This is a genomic window from Bacteroidia bacterium (genome assembly GCA_037045145.1).
Taxonomy (GTDB): Bacteria; Bacteroidota; Bacteroidia; order AKYH767-A; family OLB10; genus OLB10.
The window spans coordinates 1,771,837-1,785,065 of sequence record JBAOIA010000011.1 but is presented as its reverse complement, the minus strand read 5'-3'; the positions used below and the strand labels follow the sequence as shown (position 1 = coordinate 1,785,065).

Below are 13,229 nucleotides of genomic sequence, written 5' to 3'. Positions count from 1 at the left end.
AAAGAGCATTTTTATCGCTCTAAGAAAGACTTCATGCTTTTAACTTCATTGCATACATTAGCCACACCATTTTCCAATGTAATGCTGTGTTTCCATCCTAATTGATGCAATTTGGCTACAGACAATAGTTTTCGTGGTGTACCATCAGGTTTAGTTGTATCAAAATTCAGTTGGCCATTAAACCCGAAAGTTTCTTTAATAAGCAATGCCAATTCTTTAATACTGATATCTTCTCCTGTACCGATATTTACAGTAGAACGATCACTATAATTCTGCATCAGAAAAAAACATGCATCTGCTAAGTCATCAACATGCAAAAATTCGCGTCTTGGAGATCCGGTTCCCCAAATTTCTACAGAAGGCAGATTATTTTCCAGAGCATCATAAAATTTACGAACCAATGCTGGCAAAACATGTGAGTTTTTTAAGTCATAATTATCATTGGGGCCATAAAGATTTGTAGGCATTGCCGATATATAATCTACTCCATATTGATCGCGAAATGCTTCACACATTTTAAGGCCTGCTATTTTGGCCAATGCATAAGGTTCATTTGTAGGCTCCAAAGGGCCTGTGAGTAAGTATTCTTCTTTTAATGGCTGTGGTGCCATTTTAGGATAAATACAAGATGAGCCTAGGAATAACAGCTTTTTTACTCCTGAATCAAATGCGCTTTTTATAACATTACATTCAATAATCAGATTTTCGTAAATAAAATCCGCTCTATATGTGTTATTGGCTACTATACCTCCAACTTTTGCTGCAGCAAGAAATACAAACTCCGGCCTTTCATGATTAAAAAAATCAGCAACGTTACGTTGATTGCGTAGGTCAAGTTCCTTAGATGTTCTAGTCAGAATATTATTAAATCCTTCGGACTGAAGTTTACGAACAATTGCAGAGCCAACCATTCCACGGTGACCAGCAACAAAAATTTTACTGTTTTTCTGCATTATATTAAGCTTCGTGATAATTGATGATTTTATGACCACCTTGTTTTAAATATTGATCGCGCTTGAATAGTTCAAGGTCACAATTCATCATTTCTTTTACTATTGATGCCAGATTGTGTTTGGGTTCCCATCCTAAAATTTTTTTTGCTTTTGCAGGGTCGCCAATAAGTAGTTCTACTTCAGAAGGTCTGTAATATTTCGGGTCAATTTTCATAACTACATTCCCTACAGGAACCTGATACGCAGGATTGCTGCACTTCTTAGCTACTGCAATTTCATTTTCAGCATTACCACTGAATTCTATTTCAATGCCTACTTCATTAAAAGCAAGAACAATAAAATCACGAACTGTTGTTGTTACACCTGTTGCCAACACAAAGTCATCGGCCTTATCTTGTTGCATCATCAGCCACATACCTTCTACATAATCTTTTGCATGACCCCAATCGCGCTTTGCATCAATATTTCCCATATAAACAGTATCCTGAAGCCCTAAAGCTATACGGGATACAGCACGGGTGATTTTGCGGGTAACAAAAGTTTCGCCCCGAAGTGGCGATTCGTGGTTAAATAAAATACCATTACTGGCAAACATATTATAGGCCTCGCGGTAATTAACGACTATCCAATAGGCATAAAGTTTGGCTACAGCATAGGGAGAACGTGGATAAAACGGTGTAGATTCACGCTGCGGAACTTCCTGCACCAAACCATACAATTCGCTGGTAGATGCCTGATAGATTTTACATTTATCAGTCATATTCAACATTCGCACAGCTTCCAGAATACGAAGTGTTCCGATACCATCGGCATTAGCAGTATATTCAGGCATGTCGAAACTTACGCGTACATGACTCATAGCACCTAGGTTATAAATTTCATCGGGCTGCACTTCCTGAATAATTCTGATGATATTTGCAGAATCTGTCAAATCGCCATAATGAAGCTTGAATTTTACATTTTTTTGATGCACATCTTCATACAGATGGTCAATCCTTTCCGTATTAAAAAGTGAACTTCTGCGTTTAATGCCATGTACCTCATAGCCTTTTTGCAGCAACAGCTCGCTTAGATAAGCGCCATCCTGCCCGGTAACACCGGTAATTAATGCTCTTTTCATTGATGATTAAATTAAAATATGGTAAACGTAATGTGGTTCTACTTAGTTACTTCAATTAGTTAATAAAATTAAAAAACCTGAATTATAACCCACTTTAATTTTTTAATTTTGTGCAAATTAAACAATTTTAAACCACCAAATAGCTAACCATTTATGCTACTTTTAAGTATAAGTGTGTTCAGTAAATTATTGATTTTATGAATAATCAAAAAGTTATTAAAAACCAATCCATTATTGATGCTAAAGACGTCAAAAACGTATTAACTATTTTTGTAAAAAACTGGTACTGGTTTATTTTGTTTTTAACTATGGGCGTTGCCGGGGGTATTTTCTTGTATTACAAGACTACTCGAATTTATGGCGCAGAGGCTAAGGTTCTGATTACCCCAACTAAAAACGCCTTCAAAGATGCACTTTCAACCAGCCTTCCCTTAGGCCCAAATAAAGAAGAGGTTTCTAATGAAATACAGATATTATCCTCAACCAAATTAGTTTCAGAGGCAATTAAAAAGCTTAACCTTGATATTTCGTATTACATCAAAGGCCGTTTAAAAACAGGTGAAGTATATAAAGGTACGCCTTTTAGTGTTGATGGTAAAATATTAGATGAGAATTTTTATGGTATTCCATTTAATCTTCGCATTATTGATAAAGACTCCTACAGCCTTGAAATAAAAACTAACGACTATTCCTATAATAAAGTACTCAAATTTGGAGACCCTGTTGTAACCGATAAATTTTCAATTATTATAAATGGCAAACAGGAGTCCATACTTAAAAATTCAAAATTCAGCGAGTTTCAGTATGTATTTGTAATTAATAATCACGGATATTTAGTTAAGAAATACAAAAATGCACTCGACTTGGAGAAAGACGAAGATGCATCAGTAATAAATATCAATATTGCAGATGAGGTTGAAGAGAAAGCTGTTGACTTTCTTGATACGCTAACAAATCTTTATATCAATTATTCGATATCTGTTGCAAGAGGAATTAATGAGAATTCATTAAAATTTATTGAAGCACAATTAAAAGATTACGAAGATCAGTTGAATGGTGTTGAAACAAGTTTGGTTGAATACCAACAACAGAGTGGAGCTATAGATGTGGCCAATCAGCAAAGCACTTTTTTAAAGGAAAAAATTGATGTGCAGGGAGAGAAGGCTAAACTTACCGCAAGACTCAACTCAGTAGATTATGTTTATAACCAGTTAACAAGCGGCAGCAGTGATTTCACTACACTCTCGCCAGCTTTAATGACTGAACAAGCTAATCCGGGACTTTCTAATGCTTTTAATGAGTTGAGTGCTTTAATGCAAAGCAAAGTAAATTTGTCTTTCAGCATGACACCAAATAGTCCGCAGATAAAAGAAGTTGATGCGCAAATTAATAAAGCTAAAGAAAAAGTTATCGGCATAATAATGAATATCCGTAAGGATATTGTAATGCAAATAAATCTATTGACAGAACGTGAAGGTAATTTTGCAGCATCATTAAACAGAATGCCTTCAACAATAAAAGGACTTAGTGATATTACAAGAAAAAAAGAAATCAATGAAAAGATGTATTTGTTCTTATTGGAAAGCAGGGCACAAAATGTAATTGCATCAGCTGCCATTGTACCGGACAAATCCATTCTTGAACCCGCATCAAGCACCGGGTTATTGCGTCCCATTCGAAACAAAATGATATTTTTAGGAGCAGGTGTAGGTTTGGCTCTTGCTTTTATTTTAGTTTTTCTTAAAAATATTTTCCTTAATTATATATATACTAAGGAGGAGCTTGCTGATATTACCCATCAACCTATCATTGGTGTTATTGGCAAAAGTGCAGAGGCTAAGAAGGATTATCTTGTTGTACATGCTCATCCGCAATCACTTGCAGCAGAAGCATTCAGGGTTATTCGAACCAACTTATCCTATTTTGCACCGAAAACATCTTCAAAAGTTATTCTTTTCACTTCTACCATTTCCGGAGAAGGGAAAACATTTTGTGCCGTAAATACTGCCACCATGTTAGCCAGGGCTAAAAAGAAAGTAGTCATAGTTGATCTGGATTTGCATAAACCCAAACAAGCAGTTGCATGGAATATGACTAACGATGTTGGTGTTACATCATATATAGTTGGAAAAGCAACTTTAAAAGAAGTATTAAAAGAAACTCCTGTTGAGAATCTTAAGCTCATCTTAAGCGGACCAAAATCACCTAATGCATCTGAGTTAATTTTAGATTCAATGATGGAGCAATTAATTAATGAATTGAAAGAACATTTCGATTACATCATTTTAGATATGCCACCGGTTGGATTACTGTCGGATGCTTTAGTAATGATGAAACATTCTGACTTGAATCTGTATGTAATGAAAGCAGGCTACAGTAAGAAAGACTTTGTTGAAGTTGCACATCAGTTAATGGAGAAGAATCAAATAAAAAGCCTTAGCTTCATATTAAACGGAGTAAATCCTAAAAACATGCCTGTTGGTTATGGCGGAGCATATTATAAATAACAAGCGCAAAATAAATGTCCCCAAGTAAAAACAATTACTCTACTGCACAAGCGTTCAGACAAACTTATAAAAGTCTTAAAGACCATTTATCTCCACTTCAAAAAAAGCGGATTAAATGGATTGCATTTCTGATATTTTTATCTGCTATTTTAGATGTATTTGGTTTAGCATCTGTTCTTCCGTTGGTAAAAATGGCTACTGAACCTCAAATTATACATACCAATTCATATTTGAGTACAGCATACAGCTATCTGAATTTTGAAACAGATAAATCTTTCATGGTATTTTGCATTATCATAATCCTGCTATTTCAATTTTTCAAAACAGGCTTTGGCATATTCGTAAACTATATTGAAGGCCGTTTTATGGCAGATGTGGCTAATAACATATCTAAAAATCAATTTTCGAAATATTTCTCTTTAAGTTATTTTAATTTTAACAGTGTAAAATCATCACGTATTATAAATCACGTACAGCAAAACCCTGCATCTTATACTGCATGGGTGATGTTACCAATTCTGATGCTTTTTTCAGAGTCCATAATATTACTCTGTATAGTTACACTTATTGCTGTTTACAATCTTAAACTCTTTCTTTTTATATTGATGATAATCGGACCGGCCTCCTACATACTTTACAAGTCGGTTAACACTAAAAATGAACAGATAGGTAGAGGTTTAGACAAGATGTTTCCGCAGGCACTTGCGGCAATCAATAACTCAATTATGGGCTTTGTGGATATTAAACTTGCAAATAAAATTGAATATTACAGGAATCGTTTTCTGAAATACCAAAAAGCTTATCACGATTTATCCATGAATTCAATTGTGATAAACATGATACCATTCAGAGGTTATGAGTTAGTTGCAATTCTTGGAATAGTTGTCATATTTATTTATGCAATTTTTATTGAAGGCGGGCAACAGGATGTAATCATGATGGTAGGTGCATTTGCTGCTGCAGCATATCGTTTAATGCCATCTTTAAACAGGATAATGAATGCTGTCATGCAAGTCACGAAAAATCAGGTGGCCATTGAAAACTTAAATGAATATAATGAGCTTTATGTAAAGCAAAAAGAAATGGATAGGAATGTCCCTATTTCATTTGAAAACACTATTGAATTTCAGAATATCAGTTTTACATTTCCAAAATCGCAAGAGCCTGTATTGAAATCCATTTCCTTTAAAGTAAAGAAGGGCGAAAAAATAGGTTTTGTAGGTAGTTCTGGCTCGGGCAAAACAACACTCATGAATATTTTGTTACGTTTTTTTGATGAAAACTCCGGGCAGATTCTAATTGATGGCAAACCATTAAAAGAAGAAAACCTTGATTACTGGCGAGGGCTAATCGGATATGTAAAGCAAGATATTTTTATGATTGATTCAAACATAAAAGAAAATGTTGCATTTGGAGAAGAAACAATTAACAACGATTTACTTAATGCTGCCATCAAACAAGCATCTTTAAACGATTTTGTAGGGAACCTGCCAAAAGGAGTAGAATCAGAAGTTGGAGAAAGAGGTTCAAGACTTTCAGGTGGGCAAAAACAACGGATAGGTATTGCACGCTCACTGTATAGAAATGCACAAATTCTAGTGTTTGATGAGGCAACGAGTGCCTTAGACACACAAACAGAACGTGAAGTGAGTGAAGCAATTGATTCCCTTTCTGACACGAATAAAACAATTTTTATTATTGCACACAGGGTGACTACACTTAAAAACTGCGACCGCATTTATGAGCTAAAAAATGGTGAAATTGCCGGAGTCTATTCCTATAGCGAATTAATTGAAAAAGTAATTTAATCTTTTAGCAATGATTAAACGGCTGATTTCACAAATAAGAATGCGATATCTGAATTTATTGTCAGAAGCTTCAGCCGAAAATTTTTCTGATGAGCATAGATTGCTAATGACACTTGAGTGGTTCAAGCAAACACTTTTACCTAATGGAGGAAGTGCTGCCAAGTACTCAATGATGTTTAACAAATGGCTGCCTGCTTATCCGGAAACGACTGCTTTTTGGATAAACACACTCATCTATCTAAAAAATAACAAACCAGAATTACTACAAGAAGTATTTCATGAAAGACCAGTTATTGAAGAGTTAGTTCAATGGTTATTATTTACCCAACGTAAAGACGGCACATTTCCCGGTTCGTATGGAGATTTTAAAAATCAACCTCCAAGAGTTTTTAATAATGGTCAAATAATAATGGCATTAACAGACTATTATCAGCAAAGTCAGAAAAAAGAAGTTATTCAGGCTGCTATACAAAGTGCTGATTGGCTTTTAAAAGTACAGGACTCGGATGGTGCATGGCGTGAATTTACGCTTCATCAACTTAGCTCCAACACCAGAACAGCATGGGCATTAATCAAACTTGGTCAATGTCTCAATGAGTCGAAATATATTTCTGCCGGAATTAGTAATATCAATTTTGCCTTAAAACAAATTAATGCGCAAGATTACTTTTGTGATAATGGTTTTGATGAGAATGAAATCCCAACTACACATTCTATCGGTTATGCCTTGCGAGGTGTATTAGGTGCAGCTATTGATCTTGAAAAGAAAGAATGGATTGAAACTGTTGAACATTCATTTCAACATATTATTACACTTACTAAACAAAACGGTTTTCTGGCTGGCGAATTAGACGAAGAGTGGACAAGTGATAATGCGTTTTGCTGTCTTACCGGCAACTGTCAGTTAAGTGTAATCGGATTTGTATTATTTGAACAAACAGGTAAAACACAATACTTAGATACAGCGAATAGTTTGCTTGAATACGTAAAGAGCAAGCAATTAATTTCACATTCGCCAATGGTAAATGGCGGCATTTCAGGATCATGGCCTGTAAATGGTGGTTATGCTGCGTATGATATCCCAAATTGGGCAGCAAAATTTTTTGCAGATGCAATACTACTTCAGATGAAACATAAATCCAAGAAACAATAGATATTTTAAACTTATTAGCTACCTTCACGTATAAATAAGCCATATATTTTGATGATGAAAAAGATTTTAATTGTAGTTGGGACGAGACCAAATTTTATTAAAGTAACACAATTTAAAAAGGTGAATGCCGACTTAGGTATGCCTTTCGATATAAAAATAGTTCATACCGGACAGCACTATGATAGCAAGATGGCCGACATTTTCTTTGAACAATTTGATTTAACACCAGATTTCTGGCTTAATATTCCATCCGGCAGCCCTAATTCTCAAATGGCAGAAATAATGCTTCGATTAGAGAAAGTTATTCAGGAAAACAAACCTGATTTACTTATGGTAGTGGGTGATGTAAATTCAACTTTTGCTGCAGCATTAACTGCAAATAAAATGGATTTAAAAATAGCCCATGTTGAAAGTGGTCTGAGAAGCTTTGACAGAACAATGCCTGAAGAAATCAATCGTTTGTTAACAGATGAGATCACTGATTATTTTTTTATAACCGAAGACAGTGGTTATAAAAACCTTCTTAAAGAAGGTAAACAAGAAAAACAGATGTTCTTTGTGGGAAACACAATGATAGATACACTTGTGGCCTTTGATAAAAAAATTCAACAAAGTAACATCCTTGAAACATTAAAAATTAAAAGTAAAGAGTTTGTCCTGATGACGATGCATCGTCCGGCCACGGTTGATCATAAAGATGGCCTGAAGCAGTTGTTTTCAATTATTGAACTCATTACAAAAAATCATCAACTTGTATTTCCGATTCACCCACGCACATTACACAGAATCGAAGAATTTGGAATGAAATCACTGATTGCAGAAAACAGGAAATTAATATTAACAGAGCCATTAGATTATCTTGCTTTTCAGAAACTAATTTCAGACTGCGCTTATATTGTGACAGACAGTGGAGGTATTCAGGAAGAAAGTACATTTAGGCAAATACCGTGTCTTACACTAAGAGCAAATACAGAACGACCATGTACGGTTGATATCGGGACTAATGAATTAGTACCATTCAGTCAAGAAAAAATTTCAGATCGTATTGATGCTATTGTCCAAAACAAATATAAAAAAGGAATTATTCCTCCATTGTGGGATGGACAATCCACCAAACGGATATTAGAAGCTTGTATGAAATTCCTTTCAAGCGAAAGTCATGTCTCTACCCTATTGAAATAAGTTATGCTACTACTTAACCACCTACAGAAAAAAGATCAGTCATTATTATCCGCATTAAATAATGACGCACCGTTTCAGTTTCTTCCAGGGTTTACTCAATTGTATCATGAGTATATGAAAGAAAATATTTATATTACATACTCAGAAAATTTTAAAGCATATATGCCATTGCGGTTTTTCTCTTCACGATTTTTCAAGCTTGCCCAAATATTACATGCCCCAATAAAGAATAACATTGAACTTAATCCGGAAGAACAGATTGAGTTTTTTAATGAGTTAATATCATACTTGACTCAAAACAATTCTTGCGAACGATTGGTTCAACCACATCCATATGGAATTCTTGGCTCCGTGCCTGCCAATTCGCGCTTTTGTGAATTTGGCACCTATATCATAGACCTGCAGGCACAAACAATAGAAGAAATCTTTCAGAAGTTTCATCCAAAATATCAAAAAGCTATTCATCATTCAGAAAAAAATGGTGCAGTAGTAAGATTCGGAATAGAAGTACTTGATGATTTTTATTTATGCTATTCTGATACGATGAAAAGAATTGGGATGTCTTCAGAAGAGCTACAGTTTTTTAAATCTTATTATAATTATCTTGGCAGCGATAATGTTACAGCAGGTGTTGTATATGATAATGACAATCCTATAGGTGGCATTTTTATGGTTCATTCTAATTATGCAGCATTGTGCACACATGCAGGAAGCAGGGGTGATTCCAAACTCTATGGCTCAATGAAGTATTTACATAGTAAGATGATTGAACGAATGAAAGAATCGGGAGTAAATAAATATGACCTTGTAGGTGTGCGAATCGGGAATAATGACCCAACACTTGAAGGGGTTTTCCGTTTTAAAAGAGGTTTTGGCGGTGAACTGAAGAAAGGTTTTTTATGGAAGACAGACATTCATCCGCTGAAAGCAAAAATGTATGATTTGCTTATTAAAATTAAACATCCAAATAACAAGTTTAAAGACATTATCGATCAGGTTACAAATTAATTTTTTATGCACATTTTAATTATACCTTCTTGGTATAAATCTATCACAGAGCCTGTATTAGGGACATTTTTCGAAGAACAGGCCCGTGCACTCATGTCTGCCGGACATAAGGTTGGGATTATTTATCCTCAATTTTCATCAGTACGTTCCTTGTTTAATAAGAAGGATGAAATTATTGATTTTTATGACGATAATGGAATTCCAACATACTCATTAATCCATCAGACGTTAATACCTAAGATGAGGAAACTAGCATATAAAATGTTTAGTGAAAATGTTGAGAAAACCTATCATAGTTATGCTAAAAAATATGGCAAACCTGATTTAATACATGCACACAGTATTTTCCATGGTGGTATGGCTGGACACTACATTGCTAAGGCGAATATACTTCCATTTATTATAACAGAACATCTTACTGCTTATATTACAGGTGGCATCACCCATCAGGAAGATATAGAAACGGCAAAGCATATTTTTGAAAATGCAGATGCATCAATTATTGTAAGTGAAAACTTCAAACATGATATTGAAAAAGTATTAAGTCTTCCAAACACGACCTTTACCGTTGTACATAATATGGTAGCCGATTTGTTTTTTAAAGACCTTATTCAAAAAAAATACAATCAACAGGAAGAGTTTATTTTCTTTACCAATTCATTCCTTCTACCCAGAAAAAACCACAAATTATTACTCGATTCCTTTAAATATATGACATTAAAAGGAATCAATAATATTCGACTACGCATAGGTGGTGATGGCCCTCTGTCTAATGAATTGAAAGATTATGTAAATGAGCTTGCATTAACAGACAAAGTTGAATTTTTAGGTGCATTATCACGACCTGAGGTCAAAAAAGAATTAGACAATTGTCACTCATTTGTACTTACCAGCACTTATGAAACTTTTGGTGTGGTACTTATAGAAAGTTTAGCTTGTGGCAGACCTGTAGTAATAACAGACTCGGGTGGTCCAAGGGATTTTATACATAATAAAAATGGAATAACAGCAACAGCAGCAGCGAAAGATAGTTTTGCAAATGCAATGATTAAAATGATGGAAGAATACAACACTTTCGATCAAAATGCAATTTCTGAAGAATGCCGAAATAGATTTGCAGAAAAAAAGATTGAGGCTGAAATAGAAGCCCTTTATTTGAAAGCCATTAATAAACATAAGTAAAGTAATTCTTCTCTGAAAAATATGAAAACCACAAAGCAGGTATTAATTACTTTTGATTATGAGTTGTTTTTAGGTAACAGAAGCGGGTCGGTTGTAGATTGTCTCATTAATCCAACCAACCAAGTATTGGATGTTATTGAACATCATGGATGCAAAGCCATTTTTTTTGTTGACACAACTTATCTTCTGACTCTAAAGAAAAATTTTCAAATTGCTGCCTGTAAGAAGGATTTTGAAATTGTAATGAATCACATAAAGGAAATTGCAAGCCGTGGTCATGAAATATTTCCTCATCTGCACCCCCACTGGTTAGATGCAAGATATCTGCCCGAAACCAATGAATGGCAACTGTTAAACACTGACAAATATCGTTTTTATCATATAAGTGAAACTGAGCGTTCAGAAATTTTTGATCAGTCAATTGAGCTTCTTCAGCAATATATAACAAAGGTTAACCCCTCTTATATTGTTGATAGTTATCGTGCGGGTGGATGGTGCATTCAACCATTCGATGTTTTTCTACCCTATTTTATCAAGCATAATATCAAGTTTGACTTTAGTGTATTAGGAGGTTTTTACCTGTTTAGCAATGCACAATATTTCGACTTTTCAAAAGCACCTCAAAAAACTATTTATCAATTCGATAATAATATTACAGTAGAAAAAGACAATGGTCGTTTTACCGAATTTAATATTTCATCAATCTATATTCCGCAGCATATAAAATTGCTTGAAAAGTTTTTCCTCAAATTATATTACAAGATTACGGGCGATAATAGTTTTTCTCGCGGTGAAGGCCAGATAGCAGTAAAAATTGACAAAAATTTTGCCGTGCCGCAGCAACAGGGGCATGACATTTTAGATTCAGCTTGGGAGCGTATTGCTATTGAGTTGATGTCATCTGTCAAGCAAGGTGAATATAAAAAGTATTTGCACAATAACGGGTATATGCATTTTATCTCGCATCCTAAAATGCTTACTCAGCACAATATCAAAATGTTTGATAAGTTTTTAAAGTTTGCATCAGACAAGTATATTTTAGAGTCCGATTTCAGAAAAATGATTTAAGGCATAAAGTTTTTTATATATTTGCCTGATAAATGAAAATAGGCAAGTATATTTTTGAACTTCTGCATCAGCATGATTGTGTGATAGTTCCACAATTCGGAGGCTTTGTTGCTCGTTATAAAAATGCAACCATCCATCCTGTTCAACATTTATTTTCTCCTCCATCAAAAATTGTTGCATTTAACAGTGAATTGACAACAAATGATGGACTTTTAGCAAATTATATCAGTCAGAAATTATTGCTTTCATACACCGATTCCTGCAAACTGATTAATGATTTTGTGACTTTATGCAAAGCTCAACTTGAAACCAACCAACGACTTCAAATTGAAAAAATTGGGGTATTGTTTTTTGATCCGGAAAAGAATTTACAGTTTATCCCGGCAGACGATGAAAACTTTTTGACAGATTCGTTCGGATTAAGTACAGTTCAATCACCTGCCATTCAACGTGACAGACCATTTGAAATTTTCAACAACAAAGATGCTGCTGTTCAACCTGCACCAAAACGCACAAATCATTCAAAGTTGATTTTAAAAATAGCTGCATACACCGGAGTGGCTGCGCTAATTGCTTTTGCATATTTCAATCCTGCTATCAACTCAAAAATAACAAAAGGTCTTGCTACCATTTTCCCTGTTACCGCTGAAACTGATACTCATTTAAACCATGGTTTAAACAACAGTAAGCAAGAGCAAAAATCCAAAGAGGATTTGATACTTTCTGAAACACCTGTTAGGGAGAAAAACATATACGAAACCGAAAAACCAACAGCCGATACAAGTGCAAGTCAAATAAATGATTCTAAACCAGAAAAAGAAAATACTTCTGTTGAAGAAGAACCCCTTCCTCAACCGGTAATTGAATCTAAGAAATTGCCGGAACCGGAACCTACTGTTTCAAATTACACAAGACAATACTATGTTGTTGGCGGATGCTTTTCGGTTTATGATAATGCATTGAATTTAAATGCAGAACTTAAATCAAAAGGATTTTCATCTGCATTAATAGGTAAGAATAAAAATGGTTTAGAGATTGTTGCAATAGCATCTGTTGCAACTAAAACCGAAGCAGAGGAAGCTTTGCATCAAGCACAAGATTCAGGCTACAAAGATGCCTGGATTATGCGTAAATAAAATATCATAATTAGAAAGCATTTTTTACACATATACAAATCAGGTTTGTGTTCTATCTTTTATTAATTCAGTTTTACAAGTCACAAGTTGAAATGCTCACTAAAAAAATAAA

The 13,229-nt window shown here is 34.5% G+C and carries 10 protein-coding genes; 8 read left to right on the top strand and 2 right to left on the bottom strand.

Annotated features, from left to right (window positions below; all coding sequences use genetic code 11):
- Nucleotides 1–11: 11 nt before the first annotated feature.
- Together V9G42_08460 and gmd are read right to left on the bottom strand one after the other, a co-directional pair.
- Nucleotides 12–953: a GDP-L-fucose synthase gene (locus tag V9G42_08460; GenBank protein MEI2759445.1), complete on the bottom strand. Its 942-nt coding sequence runs from the start codon at nt 951–953 to the stop codon at nt 12–14.
- 4 nt (nt 954–957) lie between these two features.
- Nucleotides 958–2,073: a GDP-mannose 4,6-dehydratase gene (gmd, locus tag V9G42_08455; GenBank protein ID MEI2759444.1), complete on the bottom strand. Its 1,116-nt coding sequence runs from the start codon at nt 2,071–2,073 to the stop codon at nt 958–960.
- 197 nt (nt 2,074–2,270) lie between these two features.
- On the opposite strand from gmd, the gene V9G42_08450 reads away from it, so the two are divergent.
- From V9G42_08450 to V9G42_08415, 8 genes are read left to right on the top strand one after another with little or no spacing between them, the layout of a single operon-like run.
- Nucleotides 2,271–4,580: a polysaccharide biosynthesis tyrosine autokinase gene (locus V9G42_08450; GenBank protein MEI2759443.1), complete on the top strand. Its 2,310-nt coding sequence runs from the start codon at nt 2,271–2,273 to the stop codon at nt 4,578–4,580.
- A gap of 14 nt (nt 4,581–4,594) precedes the next feature.
- On the top strand, nt 4,595–6,388 hold the full coding sequence (locus tag V9G42_08445) for an ABC transporter ATP-binding protein (GenBank protein MEI2759442.1): 1,794 nt from the start codon (nt 4,595–4,597) through the stop codon (nt 6,386–6,388).
- 10 nt (nt 6,389–6,398) lie between these two features.
- Complete coding sequence (locus tag V9G42_08440; GenBank protein MEI2759441.1) at nt 6,399–7,541, top strand: prenyltransferase/squalene oxidase repeat-containing protein; 1,143 nt, start codon at nt 6,399–6,401, stop codon at nt 7,539–7,541.
- A 51-nt stretch (nt 7,542–7,592) separates the two neighbouring features.
- Nucleotides 7,593–8,723 carry a UDP-N-acetylglucosamine 2-epimerase (non-hydrolyzing) gene (wecB, locus tag V9G42_08435; protein ID MEI2759440.1) on the top strand — a complete coding sequence of 377 codons (1,131 nt, stop codon included), beginning with the start codon at nt 7,593–7,595 and terminating at the stop codon, nt 8,721–8,723.
- 3 nt (nt 8,724–8,726) lie between these two features.
- Entirely contained in the window at nt 8,727–9,731 is a 1,005-nt protein-coding gene (locus V9G42_08430) for a peptidoglycan bridge formation glycyltransferase FemA/FemB family protein (GenBank protein MEI2759439.1), read from the top strand.
- A gap of 6 nt (nt 9,732–9,737) precedes the next feature.
- Entirely contained in the window at nt 9,738–10,913 is a 1,176-nt protein-coding gene (locus tag V9G42_08425; GenBank protein MEI2759438.1) for a glycosyltransferase family 4 protein, read from the top strand.
- A 21-nt stretch (nt 10,914–10,934) separates the two neighbouring features.
- The gene (locus V9G42_08420) at nt 10,935–11,981 is read left to right on the top strand and encodes a hypothetical protein (GenBank protein MEI2759437.1); all 1,047 of its coding nucleotides are present in this window, start codon (nt 10,935–10,937) and stop codon (nt 11,979–11,981) included.
- 32 nt (nt 11,982–12,013) lie between these two features.
- Nucleotides 12,014–13,117: an SPOR domain-containing protein gene (locus V9G42_08415; GenBank protein MEI2759436.1), complete on the top strand. Its 1,104-nt coding sequence runs from the start codon at nt 12,014–12,016 to the stop codon at nt 13,115–13,117.
- The last annotated feature ends 112 nt before the right edge of the window (nt 13,118–13,229 follow it).

What these genes read in the sequence shown, in the direction of transcription:
- V9G42_08460 (MEI2759445.1), bottom strand. Translation starts at nt 953, where the DNA reads ATGCAGAAAAACAGTAAAATTTTTGTTGCTGGTCACCGTGGAATGGTT.
- gmd (MEI2759444.1), bottom strand. Translation starts at nt 2,073, where the DNA reads ATGAAAAGAGCATTAATTACCGGTGTTACCGGGCAGGATGGCGCTTAT.
- V9G42_08450 (MEI2759443.1), top strand. Translation starts at nt 2,271, where the DNA reads ATGAATAATCAAAAAGTTATTAAAAACCAATCCATTATTGATGCTAAA.
- V9G42_08445 (MEI2759442.1), top strand. Translation starts at nt 4,595, where the DNA reads ATGTCCCCAAGTAAAAACAATTACTCTACTGCACAAGCGTTCAGACAA.
- V9G42_08440 (MEI2759441.1), top strand. Translation starts at nt 6,399, where the DNA reads ATGATTAAACGGCTGATTTCACAAATAAGAATGCGATATCTGAATTTA.
- wecB (MEI2759440.1), top strand. Translation starts at nt 7,593, where the DNA reads ATGATGAAAAAGATTTTAATTGTAGTTGGGACGAGACCAAATTTTATT.
- V9G42_08430 (MEI2759439.1), top strand. Translation starts at nt 8,727, where the DNA reads ATGCTACTACTTAACCACCTACAGAAAAAAGATCAGTCATTATTATCC.
- V9G42_08425 (MEI2759438.1), top strand. Translation starts at nt 9,738, where the DNA reads ATGCACATTTTAATTATACCTTCTTGGTATAAATCTATCACAGAGCCT.
- V9G42_08420 (MEI2759437.1), top strand. Translation starts at nt 10,935, where the DNA reads ATGAAAACCACAAAGCAGGTATTAATTACTTTTGATTATGAGTTGTTT.
- V9G42_08415 (MEI2759436.1), top strand. Translation starts at nt 12,014, where the DNA reads ATGAAAATAGGCAAGTATATTTTTGAACTTCTGCATCAGCATGATTGT.